General features: G+C 70.8%; 18 protein-coding genes. 6 read left to right on the top strand and 12 right to left on the bottom strand.

Annotated features, from left to right (window positions below):
* Both STSP_RS03670 and STSP_RS03665 read left to right on the top strand, forming a co-directional pair.
* Entirely contained in the window at positions 1-1,497 is a 1,497-nt protein-coding gene (locus STSP_RS03670; RefSeq protein WP_067271937.1) for a tripartite tricarboxylate transporter permease, read from the top strand.
* Positions 1,494-1,970, top strand: coding sequence for a GNAT family N-acetyltransferase (locus tag STSP_RS03665; RefSeq protein WP_067271934.1), 477 nt, complete (start codon positions 1,494-1,496; stop codon positions 1,968-1,970). The genes STSP_RS03670 and STSP_RS03665 overlap by 4 nt, the downstream gene beginning before the upstream one ends.
* 35 nt (positions 1,971-2,005) lie before the next feature.
* Here the strand turns inward: STSP_RS03665 and STSP_RS38195 are convergent, their stop codons facing one another.
* On the bottom strand, positions 2,006-2,143 hold the full coding sequence (locus tag STSP_RS38195; RefSeq protein WP_107441186.1) for a hypothetical protein: 138 nt from the start codon (positions 2,141-2,143) through the stop codon (positions 2,006-2,008).
* A 114-nt stretch (positions 2,144-2,257) separates the two neighbouring features.
* On the opposite strand from STSP_RS38195, the gene STSP_RS03660 reads away from it, so the two are divergent.
* Positions 2,258-3,409 (top strand): methyltransferase domain-containing protein, encoded by a 1,152-nt coding sequence (locus STSP_RS03660; RefSeq protein WP_067271970.1) that lies wholly within the window; start codon positions 2,258-2,260, stop codon positions 3,407-3,409.
* 6 nt (positions 3,410-3,415) lie between these two features.
* On the opposite strand, the gene STSP_RS03655 is transcribed toward STSP_RS03660, so the two are convergent.
* Both STSP_RS03655 and STSP_RS03650 read right to left on the bottom strand, forming a co-directional pair.
* Positions 3,416-3,922 (bottom strand): DUF402 domain-containing protein, encoded by a 507-nt coding sequence (locus tag STSP_RS03655; protein WP_067271931.1) that lies wholly within the window; start codon positions 3,920-3,922, stop codon positions 3,416-3,418.
* Complete coding sequence (locus tag STSP_RS03650) at positions 3,903-4,823, bottom strand: GNAT family N-acetyltransferase (RefSeq protein WP_067271914.1); 921 nt, start codon at positions 4,821-4,823, stop codon at positions 3,903-3,905. Before STSP_RS03650 ends, STSP_RS03655 begins: the two co-directional genes overlap by 20 nt.
* 70 nt (positions 4,824-4,893) lie before the next feature.
* On the opposite strand from STSP_RS03650, the gene STSP_RS03645 reads away from it, so the two are divergent.
* Positions 4,894-5,274, top strand: coding sequence for a GntR family transcriptional regulator (locus tag STSP_RS03645; RefSeq protein WP_198547252.1), 381 nt, complete (start codon positions 4,894-4,896; stop codon positions 5,272-5,274).
* Between the two features lie 89 nt (positions 5,275-5,363).
* On the opposite strand, the gene STSP_RS03640 is transcribed toward STSP_RS03645, so the two are convergent.
* Positions 5,364-6,473, bottom strand: coding sequence for a DUF5925 domain-containing protein (locus tag STSP_RS03640; RefSeq protein ID WP_067271909.1), 1,110 nt, complete (start codon positions 6,471-6,473; stop codon positions 5,364-5,366).
* Between the two features lie 144 nt (positions 6,474-6,617).
* Between STSP_RS03640 and STSP_RS03635 the strand changes: the two genes are divergently transcribed.
* On the top strand, positions 6,618-8,036 hold the full coding sequence (locus STSP_RS03635; protein ID WP_067271969.1) for a GH39 family glycosyl hydrolase: 1,419 nt from the start codon (positions 6,618-6,620) through the stop codon (positions 8,034-8,036).
* A 40-nt stretch (positions 8,037-8,076) separates the two neighbouring features.
* Here the strand turns inward: STSP_RS03635 and STSP_RS03630 are convergent, their stop codons facing one another.
* From STSP_RS03630 to STSP_RS03600, 7 genes are all read right to left on the bottom strand, one after another.
* The gene (locus tag STSP_RS03630) at positions 8,077-12,111 is read right to left on the bottom strand and encodes a lipopolysaccharide biosynthesis protein (protein WP_232789513.1); all 4,035 of its coding nucleotides are present in this window, start codon (positions 12,109-12,111) and stop codon (positions 8,077-8,079) included.
* The gene (locus tag STSP_RS03625) at positions 12,104-12,901 is read right to left on the bottom strand and encodes a polysaccharide deacetylase family protein (protein ID WP_198547251.1); all 798 of its coding nucleotides are present in this window, start codon (positions 12,899-12,901) and stop codon (positions 12,104-12,106) included. The genes STSP_RS03630 and STSP_RS03625 overlap by 8 nt, the downstream gene beginning before the upstream one ends.
* 40 nt (positions 12,902-12,941) lie before the next feature.
* On the bottom strand, positions 12,942-14,009 hold the full coding sequence (locus STSP_RS03620; protein WP_269801023.1) for a glycosyltransferase: 1,068 nt from the start codon (positions 14,007-14,009) through the stop codon (positions 12,942-12,944).
* Positions 14,006-14,920 carry a glycosyltransferase family 2 protein gene (locus tag STSP_RS03615; protein ID WP_078066864.1) on the bottom strand — a complete coding sequence of 305 codons (915 nt, stop codon included), beginning with the start codon at positions 14,918-14,920 and terminating at the stop codon, positions 14,006-14,008. The genes STSP_RS03620 and STSP_RS03615 overlap by 4 nt, the downstream gene beginning before the upstream one ends.
* Positions 14,921-15,340: 420 nt before the next feature.
* Positions 15,341-16,435 carry a GNAT family N-acetyltransferase gene (locus STSP_RS03610; RefSeq protein ID WP_067271906.1) on the bottom strand — a complete coding sequence of 365 codons (1,095 nt, stop codon included), beginning with the start codon at positions 16,433-16,435 and terminating at the stop codon, positions 15,341-15,343.
* Between the two features lies 1 nt (position 16,436).
* Positions 16,437-16,844 (bottom strand): hypothetical protein, encoded by a 408-nt coding sequence (locus STSP_RS03605; protein ID WP_198547250.1) that lies wholly within the window; start codon positions 16,842-16,844, stop codon positions 16,437-16,439.
* A gap of 177 nt (positions 16,845-17,021) precedes the next feature.
* Positions 17,022-18,236, bottom strand: a complete 1,215-nt coding sequence (locus STSP_RS03600; RefSeq protein WP_067271900.1) for a S8 family peptidase — start codon at positions 18,234-18,236, stop codon at positions 17,022-17,024.
* Positions 18,237-18,550: 314 nt separating this feature from the next.
* Here STSP_RS03600 and STSP_RS03595 point away from each other — a divergent pair, with 314 nt between their 5' ends.
* Positions 18,551-19,360: an SGNH/GDSL hydrolase family protein gene (locus STSP_RS03595; RefSeq protein ID WP_067271891.1), complete on the top strand. Its 810-nt coding sequence runs from the start codon at positions 18,551-18,553 to the stop codon at positions 19,358-19,360.
* A 24-nt stretch (positions 19,361-19,384) separates the two neighbouring features.
* Here STSP_RS03595 and STSP_RS03590 read toward each other — a convergent pair whose 3' ends face one another.
* Positions 19,385-21,091 (bottom strand): serine/threonine-protein kinase, encoded by a 1,707-nt coding sequence (locus STSP_RS03590; RefSeq protein ID WP_067271889.1) that lies wholly within the window; start codon positions 21,089-21,091, stop codon positions 19,385-19,387.
* Between the last annotated feature and the right edge of the window lie 10 nt (positions 21,092-21,101).

The following is a 21,101-nucleotide window of genomic DNA, read 5'->3' as shown; positions in this document are numbered from 1 at the left end:
ATGAACGCTCTCAACTCCCTTCTCGACGGCTTCAGCACGGCCCTCACCCCGCTGAACCTGCTGTGGGCCGCCATCGGCGTGCTCCTCGGCACCGCGATCGGCGTGCTGCCCGGCATCGGCCCGGCGATGGCGGTCGCGCTGCTGCTTCCGGTGACGTACGGCCTGGACCCGACCGGCGCGTTCATCATGTTCGCGGGCATCTACTACGGCGCGATGTTCGGCGGCTCGACCACCTCCATCCTCCTCAACACCCCCGGCGAGAGCGCCGCCGTCGTCGCCGCGATGGAGGGCAACCCGATGGCCAAGGCCGGGCGCGGCGCGCAGGCGCTCGCGGCCGCCGCCATCGGGCACTTCGCGGGCGGCATGATCGGCACGATCCTGCTCGTCGCACTCGCCCCGACGGTCGCCGACCTCGCTGTCGACATCGGCGCGCCCGACTACTTCGCCATCATGGTGCTGGCCTTCATCGCGGTGACGTCCGTGCTCGGCTCGTCCCGCATCCGCGGGCTGGCGTCCCTGCTGATCGGCCTCACCCTCGGCCTCGTCGGCCTCGACCAGATGACCGGCCAGCAGCGCCTCACCTTCGGCTCGCTCCAACTCGCCGACGGCATCGACGTGGTGATCGTCGCGGTGGGCCTGTTCGCGATCGGCGAGGCCCTGTGGGTCGCCGCCCATCTGCGCCGCACCCCCGGCGAGCCGATCCCCGTCGGCCGCCCCTGGCTCGGCCGCGACGACGTCAGGCGCACCTGGAAGTCCTGGCTGCGCGGCCCGGTCATCGGCTTCCCGTTCGGTGCGATCCCGGCGGGCGGCGCGGAGATCCCGACGTTCCTGTCGTACGTCACGGAGAAGCGGCTGTCGAAGCACAAGGAGGAATGGGGCAAGGGCGCGATCGAAGGCGTCGCAGGACCGGAGTCGGCTTCCTCCGCCTCCGCGGCCGGAACCCTCGTCTCCATGCTGACGCTCGGCCTGCCCACCACCGCCGTCGCGGCCGTCATGCTGGCCGCCTTCCAGCAGTACGGCATCCAGCCAGGACCGCTCCTCTTCGAACGCGAACCCGAGCTCGTATGGGGCCTGATCGCCTCCCTCTTCGTCGGCATGGTGCTGCTGCTCGCCTTGAACCTGCCGCTGGCCCCGCTGTGGGCGAAGCTCCTGCGCATCCCGAGGCCGTATCTGTACGCGGGCATCCTCTTCTTCGCGGCGGTCGGCGCGTACGCGGTCGGGGGCGAGGTCATCGACCTGGTGATCCTGCTGATCATCGGCCTGATCGGGTTCGGTATGCGGCGCTACGGGCTGCCGGTGCTGCCCGCCGTCATCGGCGTCATCCTCGGGCCCAACGCCGAACAACAGCTGCGGCGCGCCCTGCAGATCAGCGACGGCAGCGTGACGGGCCTGGTCAACACGCCCTTCTCGGTGACGGTGTACGCGGTGGTCGTGCTCATCCTGGCCTGGCCTCTGGTGAAGAGGCTGGTGGGGCGGGGCCGTAACGTGGCGGCATGACGGACGACTACACCCGGCCCGCCCCGGCCTCGGCGCGGATCCGCCCGGCCACCGCCGCCGACGTGACCGCCGTGAAGGCGGTCACGGACGCGGCGTATCGCCACTACATCGAGCGCATCGGGGTCGTACCCGCGCCGATGGAAGCTGATCACGCGGCGAACGTCGCCGCGGGCCGGGTGTTCGTCACCGGCGATCCGGTGACGGGCCTCGTGGTCGTCGTCCCGGAGGACGGCCACCTGTTCCTGGACAGCATCGCGGTGCACCCCGACGCACACGGACAGGGCGTGGGCCGCCGCCTGCTGACATTCGTCGATGCACGCGCGCGTGCACTCGGACTGCCCGAGGTCAGGCTCTACACCAACGCCATGATGTGGGAGAACCAGAAGATCTACCCGCGGTACGGATACGAGGTCGTGGAGCGGCGTCTCGACGGGCCGTACGACCGCATTCACTACCGCAAGAGGCTGGCCTGAGCGCCTTGATCAGCCCTTTCGGCCGGCCCTCGCGGTCAGCCGTCCGGCCACCAGGTTCGCTGGATGTCCTTGCGGACCTCGGGGCGGTCACGGGGCCGGTCTTCGGGTTCTTCCCGCACGCGGCGGCGGTCGGTCGTCTTTCCCAGGGGCTTCTGCACGGTCACACGGCGCATGGCTGCCTCCTTGTGCCTACCGGGTTCCGCAGCAGTGGTGCGGAGGTAGACCTGTTGAGGGAGGGTGCCCCATCGGCGGCCGGATTGTCAGTGGCGGCTGTCACGATCGGGGACATGAGTTCCGACCTGAATTCCGACCAGGACGACATCGAGCACGTCGGCGTCGACTGGGATGCCGAGGCCGCCACCTTTGACGACGATCCGGATCACGGCCTGCGGGACCCCGCCGTGCGGGACGCCTGGGCGAGGCGGATGAAAGAGTGGCTTCCTTCCCGGAGATCTCACATTCTGGACGTCGGGTGCGGCACCGGCAGTCTCTCGCTCCTCGCCGCCGAGCAGGGGCACCGGGTCACCGGGGTCGACCTGTCGCCTCGCATGGCCGAGCTGGCCCGGGCCAAGCTGGCCCAGTTCGCGGGAGGCGATGTCGAGATCCTGGTCGGTGATGCGGCGGCGCCCCCGGTAGGGGACCGCCGGTTCGACGTGGTGCTGGTCCGCCATGTGCTGTGGACGCTGCCTGATCCGAAGGCGGCGCTGCGCCGGTGGTGTGCGCTGCTGCGGCCAGGGGGCCGGCTCGTCCTGGTCGAGGGCGTGTGGGGAGAGACGTCCCCGGTCGGCATTCCCGTCCGCCACCTCGTGGAGATGCTCACGCCGCTGGCCGCTCGCCTGCACACCGAGCACCTGTCGGGCGATGCCCGCCTGTGGGGGCGGGAGGTGCACGACGAGCGGTACGCGATGGTGGCGACCTTCCCGGAACCCCGGGCGGCCGCCCGTCACACGGAGGTCGTCGACGTCCATCTGATCCTCCGCCGTGGCGACGAGGTGCTGCTCGCGCGCCGTGCCGGTACGGGGTACGGAGACGGCCTGCTGAACGGGCCGTCAGGGCACGTCGAGGACGGCGAGGACGTCCGCGCCGCCATGATCCGCGAGGCCCGTGAGGAGATCGGCCTCGACCTCGCGCCGGACGACCTGCGCGTCGCACTCGTCATGCAGCACCGCGGCCCGGGCGGGCAGCCGCGCATCGGCTGGTTCTTCGAGGCGGAGTACGGGGCGGGCGGCGAGCCCGTGAACAGGGAGCCGGACAAGTGCTCAGGGATCGGCTGGCATCGGCTGTCCGAGCTCCCCGACGACATGGTGGCGTACTGCAGGGCGGGCTTCGAGGCGTACCGGGCCGGGCAGCGCTTCGTTCTGCACTGGCACGAGGACGGCGACGCCATCGCGTACGACCCGGGGGGTCCGGTCCGGGCCCGGGTGCTCAACGAGGCCTGATCGTGCTCAAGGAGACCTGAGCAGGCCGCCGAGGCCGTCCCCGCGGGCCTGGCGTTCGAGCTCGTCCAGGGCCCGGCGGGCCGCGCCCGCGGCGGCCGGGTCGGACTCGGCCAGGCCGCTCGCGGCGAACTCGTCCTCGTCCAGCCGGAGCACCGTCGTGCCGTCGCCGGACACCCACAGGTCGAGGTCCAGGTCCTCCACGACCAGCTCGGCGCCCGAAAGGACGGCGGGGCGGGTCACGTCGCAGTACCAGCCCTTGAGGGTGCCGTCCGCGGCCCGGACCTCCTTGACCGAGTACCAGCGATCGCGCCAGTAGTGCTCGGTGAAGACGTCGCCCGGCTCGAAGCGCACGAAGCCGAAGTCGCGGACGGCCCCGCCCGCCCAGGGGGCCTCGACCGTGATCCGGGCGCCGTCGTCGTGGATGAGTCGGGCGGGGTAACGGATCTTGGTGCGGCCCGACTTGAGCAGTACCACGTCGACGGTGCCCTGGGGGTCAGCCGAGTTCGCGGACATACCGGACCTCCGTCGCGCAGATCTCGTAGCCGAACCACTTGTTGATGGCCAGCATGGGGCCGTTCTCGGTGTCGTTGCCGGTGAAGGCCTCCGTGTAGCCGGCCGCGCGGGCCCGGTGGAGGGAGTCGTTCTTGGCGAGCTTGGCGAGGCCCCGGCCGCGGTAGGCGCGTGCGGTTCCGGTCATGCCGGTCGCGTACCGGGACGTCCCGTCCGTACGGGCCACGCTGAACGCCACCGGGCGGCCGTCCACCACGGCAACCGTGGTCAGTTCGCGGTCCAGCAGCGGATGGCCCCATGTCTCGGTCAGCCAGTACTCGTAGTCCGTGAACTCCGTGTCGATGTCGCTGGGCTCGTCCTGCACCGTCTCCGCGTCCAGGTCGAACAGGGGGCGCGGGTCGTCCGCGAAGTCCGCGGCGGTGCGGAGCTCGACGCCCGCCGGGGGCCGCTGGAGCGGGGGCAGAGTGCCTTGCGCCAGGTCCAGGCGGAGGAAGTGGGCCGACCGGCTCGCGCGGTAACCGCGCTTCTCGGCGAAGGCGCGGTTGCCGGGGGCGTCCAGGACCCAGCTGTAGAGCGTGGTGACGCCGTGCCCGGCCAGGAACTCCTCCGCCGTACGCACGATCAGCGAACCCGCGCCGCGGCGCAGCCGCTCCGGGTGCACATACACATTGGCGTACCCCTGCCCGGGCTCGGGACTGTCGTGGGCGACGCCCAGCTGCGCCGTACCGATGATCTGGCCGTCCTCCTCGGCGACCAGCGGCCGGTAGTGCGCGTCCGGATGGGCGTGCGTCACGTCGAAGGCGACGGACTCGGCGGTGGAGAGCATGAACGGCAGGGCGGCACGCCGCACCCGCGCGAAGCCTTCGGCGTCTTCGGGACGGAAGCCACGGACGATCACAGTCATGAGGCCGCACGCTACGCGGGAGGCGCCGTGCTCGCCTCCGAATTACCGCGCCGTGCGGGACAATCGGCACGTGACCTTGAAGATCGACATCGACCACGGCGCCGACACCGCGCCCTACGAGCAACTGCGCGCCCAGATCTCCGAGCAGGCCCGCTCGGGGTCGCTGCCCGTGGGCTACAAGCTGCCGACCGTACGCGGACTCGCGGAGGACCTGGGGCTGGCCGCGAACACGGTCGCGAAGGCGTACCGCGCGCTGGAGTCGGACGGAGTGATCGAGACACGCGGCCGCCACGGGACGTTCGTCGCCGCAGCCGGGGACGCCGCGTCGAAGGGCGCGGCCGTGGCCGCGCAGGCGTACGCCGAGCGCGTCCAGCGCCTCGGCCTCACGGAGGCCGCGGCACTGGACGCGGTACGGGATGCGCTGCGCGCGGCTTACGGGGACTCGGGGTGACCCTCCAGGGGCTTCGCCCCCTGGACCCCCCGAAATCGCCCTTCGGGCTCGTCCTCAAACGCCGGACGGGCTGATTTGGGCCCCTTGCGCTACAGGTACAACCCCGCATCCGCACCGGCACGCTGGTCCGGCACCGACGCCGGTGTCGTGCCACGCCGCAGTGCGTAGAGCTCCGCGAGCGTCGCGCCGTCGCGGCCCAGGCTCGATTCCAGGTCCGGGGCCTCCGGGCCGAGCCAGCTGACCGCCTCGGGGCGGGTCAGGGGGCCGACCTCGATGCGGGCCAGGCAGCGGCCGGGGCGGACGACCGCCGGGTGGAGCCGCTCCAGGTCCTCGTTGGTGGTGACGCCGACGAGGACGTTGCGGCCCTGGCCGAGCAGCCCGTCCGTGAGGTTGAGCAGACGCGACAGCGCCTGACCGGCCGTGTGCTTGGCCTCGCCGCGGATCAGTTCGTCGCAGTCCTCGAGGAGCAGCAGCCGCCAGCGGCCCTTCGCCGTGCCGTCGTCCTCGCCGATGGCGATGTCCATCAAATAGCCGACATCCGAGAACAGACGCTCGGGGTCCAGGACACAGTCCACCTGGCACCAGTCGCGCCACGAACGCGCCAGCGTGCGCAGCGCCGACGTCTTGCCGGTGCCCGGCGGGCCGTGCAGCAGGAGCAGCCGGCCCGCGATGTCCTCCGGCGTGGTCTTCATCAGACGATCCATGGCGTCGGCCACCGGCGCGGTGTAGTTGGGCCGCACCTCTTCCCACGTACCGGCCGTGATCTGGCGGGTCGTGCGGTGCGGGCCGCGCCGCGGCGACACATACCAGAAGCCCATCGTCACGTTGTCCGGCTGCGGCTCCGGCTCGTCCTGCGCGCCGTCCGTGGCCTGCTTGAGGATCTTCTCCGCCAGGTCCGCGCTGGTCGCCGTCACGGTGACGTCCGCGCCGCGGTTCCAGCGGGAGACCAGCAGCGTCCAGCCGTCGCCCTCGGCGAGCGTCGCGCTGCGGTCGTCGTCGCGGGCGCCGCGCAGCACCGTGGCGCCCGGCGGCAGCAGCGTGACACCCGAGCGCACCCGGTCGATGTTCACGCTGTGCGAGAAAGGCTGCTCGCCCGTCGCGAAGCGGCCGAGGAACAGCGCGTCGACGACATCGCACGGGGAGTCGCTGTCGTCGACGTTGAGCCGGATCGGCAGAGCGTCGTGTGGGTTCGCAGACATGCCGCCATGATCCGTCACGTACGCGTCCCGTGCACGCGGTTTCCGCAGTGCGTCCTGCGCCTGCGTTCCGTGGCGCGCCCCGTTACACAGCTGTGGTGCCGGAATCCGTCCTACCGCCCCCACCCGCCGTTACCCTTGCCGCTGATGGGACGTCATGGGTGGAATTCGGGGGCACGGCGGTGGCGGCTCACCGCACTGCTCGGCGTCGGTGCGGTCGCTCTGGCACTGGTGGTGACGCTGATCAGCACGCTGCCCGGCGAGAGCCGCGGCAGCACCGTCGGAACCACTCCCGACGGCGACAAGGTGCACGGCACCCCCGCCGTCCCGTCCGGCAGGGCGGAGCCGGAGGTGGGCTGGGGCTTCACCCACACCCAGTACAGCGCCGACCATGGCGAGGCGGCCGCGGTTCAGCGCGCCCAGAAGCTGCTCTCCCGGCAGCCGATGCCGCAGATCCAGCACATCATGGGCTGGGGCGCGGGCAACCCCGAGCCCACCAAGGGGCGTTACGACTTCGGCGAGATGGACCGGCGGCTGGACTTCATCCGTGCCACCGGCGGCACCCCTGTCGTCACCCTCTGCTGCGCCCCCGACTGGATGAAGGGCGGCAAGCCCGGCGCCGACAACACGGACTGGAGCAAGCAGGCCCTCGAGACCGCGCCCGACCGCGCCCACTACAAGGACTTCGCGAAGCTCGCCGCGACCGTCGCCAAGCGCTACCCGGACGTGCGGCACTTCATCGTCTGGAACGAGTTCAAGGGCTTCTGGAACGACTCCGAGGGCCGCTGGGACTACGAGGGCTACACCGAGCTCTACAACCTCGTCTACGAAGAGCTCAAGAAGATCGACGAGGACATCCTGGTCGGCGGCCCCTATCTGGTCATGGACAGCGTCGACCCACGCCAGCAGAACGCGTCGAGCGCGCTCACGGGCGACTGGGGCGCCCTGGACCAGCGCGTCCTCGACGCCTTCGCCTACTGGAACAAGAACAAGGCGGGCGCCGACTTCGTCGTCGTCGACGGCTCCAGCTACACCGTCGACGATGAGCTGGTCCCGGACGAGTTCAAGGCCACCGACAAGCTGACCGCCGTCAGCCGCTGGGTGCGGCAGCAGACCGGCGACCTGCCCCTGTGGTGGGCCGAGTACTACGTCGAGCCGGGCGACGACGATGACGAGCGCGACGGCTGGTCCGAGCCGCACCGGATCGCCGTCCACGCCTCCGGCCTGATCGCGATGGCCCGCGGCGGCGCCACCTCCGCCTTCTACTGGAACCCGCAGAAGAGGGGCGCCACCTGCCCCGGCTGCCTGTGGCGCTCCACCCACCTGTCCGACGGAGGCACCGCACTGCCGATGCTCGGCCTGCTCTCCCGGTTCGCCAAGGAGTTCCCGCCCGGCACGACGTACGAGAAGGTGTCCGTCGCCGCCGACGACGTCCCCCATGTGCGGGTGCTCGCGGACGACCAGGCGGTCCTCGTGGTGAACACCCTGGACCGGCAGATCAGCACGAAGGTCGACGGCAAGCAGTTCAAGATGGCTGCCTACGAGGTGAGGTGGCTCAAGCGCTGAGCCACCTCACCCCTCTGCCTGAGGCACCTCACGCCACGCCTCACGCCATCGTCATGAACCGCTGCACCAGCGAGGCCACCAGCACCGCCAAGAGCGGCAGCGAGAACCAGAAGCTGCTCTGCAGCCGGCGTAGCTGCCGCACGCTCGGCGCCGCAGCGACCCGCATCACCTCGCGGGTGGCAAGCAGCAGGATCAGCGCCACCGCCGCCAGCGCGCCCACCACCGACCACGGCGTCCAGGTCACCTGCGGACCGATCGGACCCGGATCTGCCTTCGCCGGCTTGCCGTCCGGCTCCTTGCTGAGCGTGTAGACGGTCGCGTCGTCGTTGGTGAAGACCTTCTTCAGCTCAGGCCGCTGGTCCAGGTTGCGGATGAGCCGTGTCTCCCAGGTGTTCGAATAGCCCGCGTCCATCTGGAGATAGACGACCTGACTCTCGTTGATCATCAGATACGAGTTCGGGCCGGCGTCCTTGAGCGACTTCACCAGTCCGGACACCAGCACCGGATCGGACGGCGCGAGCGTCGGGACGTACTCCACCTTCTCCATGTCGCGGGAACCCCACGGCATGGCGGGCGTGACGTTCTCGAGGGTGTCGTTGCTCAGCCACAGCAGGCGGACGGTCGGGTCGTCGTGGGCGTACACCCACTCCATGGCCGCGACCTCGCCCGTCCTGATGCGTTCGAAGGGCTCGTTGCCCCAGCGGGCGACCAGGAAGCCGCCCATCAGCACCAGGCCCGCCATGAGGAACGCCAGCGGCGCCAGGCTGACGCGGTCGCGATCCCGCTCCTCGGCGGTGATGCCCGCGCGCGGGAACAGCGCCAGACCGGCGAGCAGCGCCGCGCCCGGCAGGGCGAACATGAAGACGCGCAGCGCGATCTCGCCGCCGTACGACTGCATGCCGAAGCCGAGGAACGGCACGAAGGCGAGCACGAGCAGCGACCGCTCGCGGTACTTGGCGTCGCGCCGCCGCCACCAGCCCCAGCAGGCCAGCGCCATCACGCCGCCGGCGAGCGCCACGCGCGTGTACAGCACGAGTTGGTGGGTCGAGCTGCCGCCCTCGATACGCCCGGAGACGGACGATGACACATTGCCGCCCACACCGCCGATCCCGCCGAACATCTCCTCGAAATGGCCCGACCAGTACGGCTCGGCGAGGAAGCCCACCCATACGGCGACCAGCACCGCGAACAGCATCGGCAGCCCACGCAGCTCACAGCGGCCGACCAGCACCAGGACCGCGAGCACACCCAGCATCACGAACGGCGTGAGCTGGTGGGCCGGGACGGTCGCCGCGAACAGGCCGATCAGCACGAGCAGCAGCACGGCCCGCTGGCGGCGGTTGGTGGGCTCGACTTCCAGCTCGCCCGGGCGCCGCTTCGTCCACAGCACGCGCGGGGCGCGGAACCAGACCAGCAGTACGGCGACGAAGACGAGATAGAGCAGGTAGGTGAAGCCTTGCGGGGAGAAGTAGTCCTGGCCGACCCATCCGCTCAGTACGAAGATCCAGGCGCCGGCCCACTTGGCGCGCCAGCCGGCGCGCATCGACCGCATGAGCAGGAACATCGGTGCGAGATAGAGCAGTTGCATGGTGAGCGGCCACCAGCGGATGACCTCGGTCATGTCCGTGACGCCGCACGCCTCGGCGACGAAGGTGGCGGCGGCGAAGAAGCCGGGCCAGCTCCAGCGCGCGTCCAGGTCGGGCACCGCGGAGCCCGTCCTGTCGATGTAGTCCATGAAGCCGAGGTGCTGCCAGGCCGTCGCGAAGCGCGGCTCGGTCTCGATGACCGCGGGCAGCGCGTGCAGCGAGACCACGGTGGCGAGCAGCGTGACCAGCAGCAGGACCCGGTGCTGCCGGTTCGCCCACAGCAGTGACGCGAAGACGACGACGAGCAGGGCGGCGCCCAGCAACGTGGTCTGGGGCAGTACGGAGATCAGTCCGAGCCCGCCCATGCGGTCGAGGTCGCGGTCGTCCAGGGCCGAGGCGGGCACCCAGTACAGCCCCAGCGCGCTGACCAGCAGCATGGCCAGGATGACGAGACCGGGCGTCACGCGCGCGTGCCGTCCGGTCCGCGGCGCGTCCTCCTGCACGGAGGCCCCGCGCGCGGCAGCCCCTGGTACGGAGGCCGCTCGCGCCGAGACCCCACGCACGTCAGCACGTTGCGGTGAGGCTCCCGGGACGTCGTGCCCACGCCGGGCCCCCTTGCCGTTCCGGTCATCCCGTTCCAACTGCGCGTGACCACCCCCCGAGTCCGCCCGGGACGACGGCGCCTCCGACGCCTCCGTGGTGCGCGACCCCTCCGTACGCGAGCTCTCCGAACTCGCCGTCGGGGGAGAACCCTTCGAACTCTCCGAACTGTCCGAACTGCCCGCCGGTCGTGCCTCGTCGGCGGAACCGGCGCCCCCCGAGGCCGGGCGCACCCCCTCCTCACCGCCGCCCGACTCGTGCCCGAGGGCGGCCTCCGCATGCGCCTCCGTCCGCGGCCCGGGCAGGGCCAGCGGCGCCCTGAGGGCCCACGTCGGACCCGGCCGTATGTCCGGTCTGCGCTCCTGGTGGTCCAGGTTGAGCTGGACGCCGAGCGCCAGGGTGTCCGATTCGAGGGAGTCGCGCAGCGCCCAGCCCGGGCCGTGATGCGTCTTCTCCCCGTGCGGCAGCGCCACGTCGGCCGTGCCCAGATCGGCCAGATCGCCGTCAGGCGCCGCCGACGCGCCGGCGGGCGGTGCGGCCGGTGCGGTCCCGACGATCCGGTACAGCTTGGGGGCGGCGATCGCCACGATCACGGCAAGGCTGGAGATCTCCGCGACACCCGCACCGGTCAGGCCCATCCGCGGGAGCAGCAGCAGCGTCAGCCCCAGCACCAGGACGCACAGCAGGCCCTGCAGATAGGCGAGTCCGGACGTACGGCTCTGGGCGCGGAGTACCGCAAAGTAGGTCTCCATGACGACGCGTAGCACCGCACCCACCGCGAACAAGCGCAGCAGCGGGGTCGCCGCGTCCGCGTACCCCTCGCCGAACACCCGCAGGACGTACGGCGCGCCGATGAACAGTACGCCGGCCACCGGCAGCATGATCCGCGCCATGCGGCGCAGCGCCGCGCGGGTGTTCGCGGCGAGCTGCGCCGGGTCGTGGGAGCCCTCGACGGTCAGGGACGCACCCATGTTGATGGCGAGCAGATTGATCGTGCCGCCGATGGTGGCGGTGATGTAGAAGTACGCGTTGTCGGCCGAGCTGACCTGCGAGGCGACGATCACCGGGACCAGGTAGACCACGGCGAGCGAGAACAGCGAGCCCGTGTAGTCGCCGGCCAGGAAGCGGCCCAGCTCGCGCAGCGACGGCGGCTGGGCGTGGTCCTTGGTCGCCTTCACATGCCGCGGCACGAGACGGCGGAACACCAGCCAGCCGAGCGGCACCACGGACGCGGCGATCGCGGCCACCCACGACACGAAGACGCCGGTGGTCGGGACGGCCACGGCGAACGCGACGAGCAGCGCCAGCTTCACCGCGGAGAACACCGTGTTCCCGACGGGCACCCACAGCGCGTTGCGCAGCCCGGTCAGCACCCCGTCCTGCAGCGTCAGCAGCGACCAGGCGACGACGGCCACGATGAAACCCAGGCCGTTGACGGTGCCGTGCAGAAACCCGTACGAGGGCCCCCAGAAGTCGAGGGTCAGCAGGAAGACCGCGGCGGCGAGCGCCACCACCACCGAACTGCCCGCGTACGTACGGAAGATGAGACGCCCGGTGGCGCGGCCCGCCACCGGGATGAACCGGGCCAGCGCGCCCGTGAGCGTCACCGCGGTGAGCCCCGCGAGCAGCTTCATCGCGGCGATGGCCGCCGATCCCTGGCCGACCGCGTCGTCGGAGTAGTAGCGGGCGGCGGCCAGCCAGAAGCCGAGGCCCAGGACCGCGCTGATCCCGGTGTTGAGCATCAGCGCATAGGCGTTGCGGAAGAGCGGGTTGCCGCCGGAGCCCTTGCCCCGTCCGGGCAGGCGCAGCCTGCGGCCGGCCGTCGGCTGCGGCTCGGCCGGGGGAGTCGCGGAGGAGTCGACCTGGGCTGTGGTCGTCGTGTCAGACACGGGTACGTGCTGCCTTCCGGCTGGCCTGTTGGGCTCTTCGGACCACGGCGTACCCCTTGGTGAGGGCGCGGTCCCTGGCGAACGTACGGGCGATGGCGCGGCCTTCCACCAGCCGCGCGAACTCGTCGATTCCGGTGCTGCGGCGCACCGTCACGCGCTGCAGCGCGTACGGCCCCTGGCGGCGCCGCGCCAGGGCGTTGCCGACCGCGAGGGACTGCGCGAACCCGGCCTCGCACACCGCCCGGCGCACGCGGCGGCTCGAGTAGCCGTACGGGTACGCGAACGAGACGGGCCGGGTGCCGAGCTCCTCGGCCACGATCTCCTTGCAGCGCACCAGCTCCGACCGGAGCGCGTCGTCCTGGAGGGTGTCCAGCTGCGGATGCGTGTGGCTGTGGCCGCCGATCTCCACGCCGCCGTCGGCGAGTTCGCGCACCTGGTCCCAGTCGAGCATGGTGTCCAGAGCGCCTCCGGTGTCGTGCGCCCCGCGCAGCCAGCCCGTCGAGACGAACACGGTGGCCGCGAAGCCGTGCCCGGCGAGCACGGGCAGCGCATGCCGGTGCACGCCCTCGTAGCCGTCGTCGAAGGTGATCAGCACGGGACGCTCCGGCAGCGGCCTCCCGGACCGCCAGGCGTCCGCCAGCTGCGCCGTGGTGAGCGGCGTGAAACCGCCGTCCCCGATCAGCGCCATCTGCGCGGCGAACGCCTGGGGCGTCACGGACAGCGCCCGGGTGGCGTCGTTGGGCGCGTGCGCGACGGAGTGGTACATGAGGATGGGCACGGGTCTGTTCATGCGGCCCCCCGACACGCATGACCCAGCACGGACCGCCTGTTCATACCCCCGCCCCCTCGCCGTCCGTGCTCCCCCCGATCTCCGCTACGGAGAACGTCGCGCCACCCCTGCGCGCACGGACGCTCCCGAGTACGTACCCACCGGCCGCGGCCGCCACTCCCGCCACGATGGCGCCCGCGCGGCCCGCTCCGCCGGGGCGGGCCAGCACGGCGTCGCGCAGGCCGCGGGCGACCCCGGCGGGCAGGACGCGCGTGGTGTAGCGGCGCTCCGACTCGAGGCCCTTGGCGGCGCCGACACTCCGGGCCACCAGGGCCTTGGACAGGCCCTCGGCGTACGTACGGGTCCGGAAGTAGCGGAACCGCTCGCGGCCGGCCGGGACCCGGTGGTGGATCACCGCGCGGTCATCGATCAGCAGGATCGCGTCGGGCCTGGCACGGCTGAGCCGGATGCACAGCTCGGTCTCCTCGCAGCCCAGCGGCCGCTTGTCGCCGTCGCGGCCGATGCCGGTGGCGAAGCCGCCCGCCGCGTTGAACGCCGTCCGCCGGAAAGAGGCGTTCCCGCCCAGGACGTTGCGCACCCGGACCCGGCCCGGCGGCAGCCCCTTGTACGTACAGCCGACGACCCAGTCGAACTCCTCGGGAAACCAGACCGGCCGGCGGCCGGACGCCCAGATGGGCATGGTCCGGCCACCGACCGCCATGACCCGCGGGTCCTCGTACCCCGCCGCGAAGTGGCGCAGCCAGTCGCGCTCCGCGACGGCGTCGTCGTCGAGGAACGCGATGATCTCGCCGCTGGAGGCCGCGATGCCGGTGTTGCGGCCGGCGGACAGGCCGCGGGGGCCCGCGTTCGCGAGCACACGGACCCCTTCCGTCTCCTTGTACTCCCTGGTCAGGCGCTCGAGCAGCGGCTGGTTGTGGTCCACCACCAGCAGCGTCTCCAGCGCGGGCAGCGACTGCCCGCGCACCGAGGCGACCGCCGCGAGGATGTCCTCCCAGCGGTCTTCGGTGTAGACGCAGATGACGACGGAGACGGTGGGGGAGGCGGCGGCGCGGCCGTCCGCGCCGCCGGGCTTCCTGCCCCCGCCCTCCTGAAAGCCGTGCGTGCTCAAGACGCTTCACTCCTGCCAGAGTTGAGACCCGTGCCGAGCCCGTTGCCGCTCCCGGTGTTCAGCCTGGCCTTGAGGCGCAGCGCGTGCGCACGCTTCCGCAGCGCACGCCGGTTCGAGCGCTCCTTGAGGATCACCTTGAGCACGCGCAGCCCGTCCCGTACGGCGCGCAGATTGCTCGCGCCGTGGATCCGCAGATACTCGTGGCTGGGGATCTCCTGCACCTTGAGCCCGGCCTTGACCACCCGGATGTTCATCAGGGTCTCGACCTCGAAGCCGGTGCAGTCGAGGTCAATCTCGTCGAGGCAGTGGCGCCAGAACGCGTTGTAGCCGTAGCACAGGTCGGTGTAGCGGGCGCCGAACTTGGCGTTGACCACGGCGCACAGCGCCCAGTTGCCGAGCTTGCGGATCGGCGTCATGTCGTCCGTGCCGCCCCCGTTGGCGAACCGCGAGCCCTTGGCGAAGTCGGCCCCGGACACCAGCGCGGAGACGTAGCTCACGATCTCCTGGCCGTCGGCCGAGCCGTCCGCGTCGACCATTACGATGATGTCGCCCGTGCACGCCGCGAAGCCGGTGATCAGCGCGTCGCCCTTGCCCTTGCCGAGCTGCTTGACGACCTTGACATCCGGCCACAGGTCACGGGCGACCTCGACCGTGTTGTCCGTGGAATTGCCGTCGACCAGAACGACTTCGTGGATCCATTCGGGAAGCGTCTTGAAGACGTGCGGCAGATTCTCCGCTTCGTTCATGGCCGGAATCACCACGCTCACCGGCGGTGCAATGGCGAGATGCGAGGAGACCGGGCGGTACTGCCTCGGAATTCTCACCGTCGCCGTCTCGGCGGAGCTGCCGTTCGTGGACGGCCTGGTCAGCGGATCTTCGCCTGGTATCGCCGGGCGCAGAAAAGCACTCATGAGTCTGTTCCCTCTCGTCCGGTGGACCGCCCGCCCCTGGGCAGTCCGGCTCTTTGTCCGGTTCGAAAGGGGGGTTCTCACTCATGGCCATGCCGAAATGGATCTCCGTGCAGGCCGAGTGAGCTGGTCAAGCTGGCCGACTGGCAAGGTCGGTCGCGCGGCCCGCGTCCCGGTAGACCCGTGATCACTGGTCACCGGACACGGCACCCCCCTACCGCGCCCCGCGCCGGAAACCATCTGCGGTCCTGAGCCCTCCCCTGGAGCCGCTTTGATGATGGACCGATGCGGGTGGATGAACGAAGGTATTGACGAATGACACCATAATGCAAGACCTGGAACCAGGTCTCACGTTTTTGTTGTTTTCGTCCCGCATTTTCGCGGGTTCATCTGGAGTCCGGAATTCCGAATTCCTGTTATTGCTCATTTCCTCGAGCGGATTTTCCCGATCCGTTTGAGGAGTCGGTCGGCCGGCTCGAAGAGTTCGGGCCGGGCGAGAACGGTGTTGCGCAGCGCCCGGACGGGGGCGCGCCGCGCCCGGTGTCCGATCGCAACCGGGTGACGGCGCGTCACCCACCCCTCGGAGACGAAGATCTCACGCGTCTTGAGGGAGTCCTTGTATTCCTTCTGGCCCCGGCCGAGATCCAGATACGCGATGCCGTCGGCGGCGGCCGCCTCAGCCATCCGCAGATGCAGGATCAGCCCGGGGGAGTACTTGGCGAACGCCGGGTCGTATGCCGGGAACCAGCACGCGAGGACGCGCTCGGAGCGCAGCCCGAAGTGCGCCGCGACGGGCCGGCCGTCGGCGTAGAGCACCGACAGCACACCGGCGAACGACTCCGACCGGCTGTGGAAGAGATGCTGCACGAGCCGGTTGATCCACTCGTGCGCGAAGCGGTCGCTGCGCCCTGTCCTGCGGTACTGCGCGGATTTCCAGGCCATCAGCGCCCGGAGCGCGGCCGGGTCGCGCTCGTCGTGCACATACCGCACGCCGTCGTGCTCCCGGTCGAGTTTGCGTTCCTTGGCGAGCGTCGTCCGTGTGAACTTCGGGGACTGCTGCCGCAGCCGGCTCAGATACGCCTCGTAGCCCTGGTCGATGTCCATGACGGGCGAGGGGAACGTGCCGGAGGCCCCCGCCTCGAACGGTGTCTGGCCTTCCACCAGGTGGTCGAACTCCCATACCGCGAGCCCGCAGGCCCGCAGCAACTGCTCTGCGTCCCAGGTGAAGCCGGGCCGGTGCACGACACCCTGGGAGTCGGAGACGCCGAGGCCCACGGCGCGGCCGACGCCGGTGGCGGATTTCTGGAACGGGAAGAACGCCGCCGGCTCGCCGTCCTCGCGGACCACCGCGACGCGCACTCCGCGCCGGCAGCGGCCCACCGCGATCGCGAACTCCGGGGACAGAAAGGGATTCGCCAGCTGGGGCGAACCGTCGAGGTGGGCCTTGGACTGCAGGGCCGTCCACGCCGCCCGGTCGGCGGCGGTCAGCTCGCCGGGGCGGTACACCGTGATGTCCACGTCAGGAAGCCCGCCTTCGCGCCGGGCGCCGGCGCAGCCGCCGTACCGCAACCAGCAGGAGGACGAGGCAGCTGAGCGCGGCGACGGCCACGATTCCGCCGCGGACCGACCAGACGTGCAGGGCGATCATCGCCTCGGCGATGAGCAGATTGACCGCGACCGCCCCTGCTGCCGACGCGATGACGCGCCCGGCCGGTTCCAGGCCGTGCAGAGCGGCTCCGATGGCGGCCGCGGGCGCCGCGAGAAGGAAGAAGAGCGTGAACGGGCCGCGCAGCGGTGCGTCCACGTCGATGAGTGCGAGAGCCGCGCCGACCCCTCCGACGGCGACGGCTGCACCTGCGAGCAGCGGCAGCAGATCTCTCCCCTGAGTCTGCGGCGACTGCTCGATGCCCGATGGTGATGGCTTCATGCCGATGGTCTGCATTGGCGACTTTTCCCCCCGAAGCGCCGGATGCCGGGCTTCAATGTCGCGCAGACCCCAGGCTTGCGTCAAGACATGGAAAAAGTGCGAGGGGTTGTTCCCCGGAGCATGGGGCGCGTCTCCGGGGAACAGGGGTAACTCACTGGCGCATGAGCGCAGTTGGGATTACGGGACGATCCTGAGCAGCCTGTTCGGTGAGCCGCTGCCCGGGCTGGTGACCACACCGGTGGTGGCGCCGTTCACGAGGGCCGAGGCGACGGCCGAGGGTGTGGCGGAGGTGTGGCCCGCCAGGTAGACGGCCGCGGCACCCGCGACGTGCGGGGTGGCCATCGAGGTGCCTGAGATGGTGTTGGTCGCGGTGTCGTTGGTGCGCCAGGCCGCCGTGATGCTCGAACCCGGGGCGAACAGGTCCAGGGTGCTGCCGTAGTTGGAGTAGCTCGCCTTTGCGTCGGTGCTGGTGGTGGCGCCGACGGTGATGGCCTCCGAGACCCGGGCGGGCGACCTGGTCGAGGCGTCGGTCGTCTCGTTGCCCGCCGCGACGGCGTAGGTGACGCCCGAGGCGATGGAGTTGCGTACGGCCGTGTCGATCGCGGTGTTGGCGCCGCCGCCCAGCGACATGTTGGCCACCGAGGGGCCGCTGTGGTTCTGGGTCACCCAGTCGATGCCTGCGACCACGCCGGCGGTGGTGCCGCTTCCGCTGTTGTTCAGCACGCGGACCGCGACGATCTTGGCCTTCTTGGCCACGCCATAGGTCGTGCCGGCGGCGGTGGAGGCGACGTGGGTGCCGTGGCCGTTGCCGTCCTGCGCGACGCTGTCGTTGCTCACGAAGTCATAGCCGTTGACGGCACGGCCGCCGAAGTCGGAGTGGCTGATGCGTACACCGGTGTCGATGACGTAGATGGTCACGCCGCTGCCGGCGGTGTCGGGGTACGTGTACGTCCCGGACAGCGGAAGCGACGCCTGGTCGATGCGGTCGAGGCCCCAGGGTGCGTTGGACTGGGTCGCGTCGACGGACACCTTGGTGTCCTGGATGACCTTGTCCACCGACGGGTCGGCGGCCAGCTGTCTGGCCTCCTGCGCGGAGAGCTGGACGGCATAGCCGTTGAGTGCGGCCTTGTAGGTCCGCTTCACGTGTCCGCCGTACTCGGATATGAGGCTCTTGCCCTGGGTGGAGGCGGCCTTGAAGCCCGCGCCCTTCTTGAGCGTGACGATGTAGCTGTCCTTCACGGCGTCGGCGGAGCCGGCACCGATCACCGTTCCCTCGGCCGGTGCGGCCTGGGCGGGGAGAGCGGTCGCGGCGCCGATCAGGGTGGCGGCGGTGACGACGGAGATCGCCGCGGCGGCGATCCGGATCCTCTTCTTGCTGCGCTGCTGTGCCATTACGAGGGAGTCCTCCTCTAGGCGGTGCGTGCCCCGGCGGGCGCGCAACTGGGGGTGGTGTGCGGGATCGCACACGCGCCCGGGAACTGGGTGTTCCGTTCCCGGGCGATCAACAAGCGTGGCGTCTCTACGGGCGTAGATCAAGGGCTTTGAGGGAATGACATATCCCTGACACGACAGTGAAACTGAAGTTGCGTCAGTCGCGCAGGGAGGTCGGCGGAGGTCTGAGCCGAATGTTCTTGTCATGAGCACTACCCGTCAGTTATGGGGGGTGCTATGACGGTTGAGGCAGAGATCCTGCTAAGGGAGGTTTCATGAGACGTTCCCGATCCGCGGCATATGTTGCCTCGTTATTCCTCGCCGTCGTCTGCACTCTCACCGGGGCCGCGACGGCGCAAGCGTCCCAACTGGCGGCGGCCACCGGCTATGTGGCCCTCGGCGACTCCTACTCCTCCGGTGTCGGAGCCGGCAGCTACGACAGCTCCAGCGGCTCCTGCAAGCGCAGCACGCGCGCGTACCCCGTCCTCTGGGCAGCCGCCCATTCACCCTCGACGTTCTCCTTCACCGCCTGCTCCGGAGCTCGTACGAGTGATGTCGTGGCCGGCCAGCTCGGCCCGCTCGGCGCAGGCACGGGACTCGTCAGCATCACCATCGGCGGCAACGACGCCGGTTTCGCCGATGTCATGACGACCTGTGTGCTCCAGTCCGAGAGCGCGTGCCTGGCGGCCATCGCCCGAGCCGAGGCGTACATGGACTCGACGCTGCCCGGCAACCTCGACAACGTCTACACGGCCATCCGCGGCAGGGCCCCGGCGGCCCACGTCGTGGTGCTCGGCTATCCGCGCTTCTACAAACTCAGCGGCTCCTGCGTGGCGGGCCTCTCCGAGACGGAGCGGGCCGCCATCAACAACGCCGCGGACCATCTCAACAGCGTGATCGCGAAGCGGGCCGCCGATCACGGATTCACCTTCGGCGACGTCAACGCGACGTTCGCCGGACACGAGATCTGCTCCGGCAGTTCGTGGCTGCACAGCGTCAACTGGGTCAACATCGGCGAGTCGTACCACCCGACGGCCACCGGGCAGTCCAGCGGTTATCTGCCTGTGTTCAGAGGTGTCGCCTGACGATATCGGCCGTTCATCGCCAGTTCAGGAGGCCCCGTCCGGCGGGGCCTCCGTCTCACAGGTCACCGAGAACGCCACGGAGTTGGACCGCGTCTCCACCGGGCCCCGGACCTCCACGCTGATCTCGTTGTGGTACGTCCCGTCCGCCTCGTACGTCAGCTCCACATGGTTCACCTGCTTCGTCTTCCCGCCGCCGGAGGGGAACGACAGGGTCTTCCAGCCCGGGTCGGACGGCTCGCCCGTCGTGGTGACCCAGCGGTAGTCGACCTCCGCCGGGACCCGGCCCACCGTGAACGTGGCCGTGAACGCGGGCGCCTCGGCCTCCGGCGGCGGGCAGGTGCCGGTGTAGCTGCCGCGGACGGCTGCGACGGTGACCTTGACGGACTGGGCCGGCGGGGATGTCGTACCGCCGTGGCCGCCCGTCGTGGATCCGCCGGTCGTGGATCCGCCGTTGGTGGACCCGCCGTCCGTGTACCCCTCGCTCGGACTCGCGGAGGTGCTGCCGCCCGTGGTGCCGCCGCCGTTCGTACTGCTGTTTCCGCCGTTGCCGCTGCCGCCGTCGTTTCCTCCCGTGCCGCCTCCGGCCGTGGTGCTGCCGTTCCCGGAGCCGCCGCCCGGGTCGTCCCGGTTCACCAGTGCGTAGGTAAGGGCTGCCAGGGCCACGGCGAGGGCGACCATGCCCGCGATCAGCACCACGACCGTGCGGCGCGGATGTGCCGGCGCCGACGCGGTCGTCGTCGCAGGGTTCGCGGGTGATGAGGCGTATGAGGGCGATCCGGTGGGCGCCGGGACGGGGTGTGGGGGCGTCGATGGGCCGGGCTGATGGAGCGCCGTGGCCGCCGGCAGGGATGACAGTGCCGGTGACTGCGTGGAGCCTGCGCGCGGGGTGCCGCCCGCGCCCACCATCCGCAGATCGCGCTCGGCCTCGTCGGCGGCGATGCGCTCCGCCGGATCCTTGCGCAGCAGCTCCTCGATGACGGGCGCCAGCGGACCCGCGCGGCGCGGTGGCGGCAACTCCTCGTCCACGACCGCCCGCAGCGTGCTCAGCGGGGTGTCCTGCCGGAAGGGGGAGCTGCCCTCCACCGCCGCGTACAGCAGCACGCCGAGCGACCACAGGTCGGACTCCGGGCCCGGCCGCCGTCCGAGGGCCCGTTCCGGCGCCAGGAACTCGGGCGATCCGACGACCTCTCCTGTCATCGTGAGCGCCGAGCTGCCCTCCACCATCGCGATGCCGAAGTCGGTCAGCACGATGCGGCCGTCGTTCGCGATCAGTACGTTGCCGGGCTTGACGTCGCGATGCAGGACCCCCGCCTCGTGGGCTGCGCGCAGGGCGGCCAGCACCTCGGCGCCCACCTGGGCGGCGCGCCGCGGGGACATGGGGCCCTCAGCCGCCAGTACGTCGGAGAGGGAGAGCCCGCGGACGAGCTCCATCACGATCCAGGGGCGGCCCTCTTCGGTCGCCACGTCGTAGACCGTCACGACGTTGCGGTGCGGGATACGGGCGGCGGCCCAGGCCTCGCGCTCGAGCCGGGCGTACAGCCGGTCGACGTCGCTCGCCGGGAGCCCCGCGGGGGCGCGCACCTCCTTGACCGCGACCTCGCGGCCCAGGACCTCGTCGTGGGCCCGCCACACCGTGCCCATGCCGCCCTCGCCCAGCGGTGCGAGCAGGCGGTAGCGGCCCGCGATCCGCCGGGGCCCGCCCACCCCGTCGATGCCCGGCTCTGCACTCACGGGCGCCCCC

The organism is Streptomyces jeddahensis, from assembly GCF_001642995.1.
GTDB classification, from domain to species: Bacteria; Actinomycetota; Actinomycetes; order Streptomycetales; family Streptomycetaceae; genus Streptomyces; species Streptomyces jeddahensis.
The sequence above is the reverse complement of the archived record's forward strand: the minus strand, read 5'-3'. Positions and strand labels throughout refer to the sequence as shown.

Bases quoted from the DNA above. Each gene is read 5' to 3' on its own strand.
- STSP_RS03615 (WP_078066864.1), bottom strand. From the start codon at position 14,920: ATGAGTGCTTTTCTGCGCCCGGCGATACCAGGCGAAGATCCGCTGACC.
- STSP_RS03600 (WP_067271900.1), bottom strand. From the start codon at position 18,236: ATGGCACAGCAGCGCAGCAAGAAGAGGATCCGGATCGCCGCCGCGGCG.
- STSP_RS03595 (WP_067271891.1), top strand. From the start codon at position 18,551: ATGAGACGTTCCCGATCCGCGGCATATGTTGCCTCGTTATTCCTCGCC.
- STSP_RS03635 (WP_067271969.1), top strand. From the start codon at position 6,618: ATGGGACGTCATGGGTGGAATTCGGGGGCACGGCGGTGGCGGCTCACC.
- STSP_RS03665 (WP_067271934.1), top strand. From the start codon at position 1,494: ATGACGGACGACTACACCCGGCCCGCCCCGGCCTCGGCGCGGATCCGC.
- STSP_RS03625 (WP_198547251.1), bottom strand. From the start codon at position 12,901: ATGAACAGACCCGTGCCCATCCTCATGTACCACTCCGTCGCGCACGCG.
- STSP_RS03655 (WP_067271931.1), bottom strand. From the start codon at position 3,922: ATGTCCGCGAACTCGGCTGACCCCCAGGGCACCGTCGACGTGGTACTG.
- STSP_RS03640 (WP_067271909.1), bottom strand. From the start codon at position 6,473: ATGTCTGCGAACCCACACGACGCTCTGCCGATCCGGCTCAACGTCGAC.
- STSP_RS03650 (WP_067271914.1), bottom strand. From the start codon at position 4,823: ATGACTGTGATCGTCCGTGGCTTCCGTCCCGAAGACGCCGAAGGCTTC.
- STSP_RS03660 (WP_067271970.1), top strand. From the start codon at position 2,258: ATGAGTTCCGACCTGAATTCCGACCAGGACGACATCGAGCACGTCGGC.
- STSP_RS03670 (WP_067271937.1), top strand. From the start codon at position 1: ATGAACGCTCTCAACTCCCTTCTCGACGGCTTCAGCACGGCCCTCACC.
- STSP_RS03605 (WP_198547250.1), bottom strand. From the start codon at position 16,844: ATGAAGCCATCACCATCGGGCATCGAGCAGTCGCCGCAGACTCAGGGG.
- STSP_RS38195 (WP_107441186.1), bottom strand. From the start codon at position 2,143: ATGCGCCGTGTGACCGTGCAGAAGCCCCTGGGAAAGACGACCGACCGC.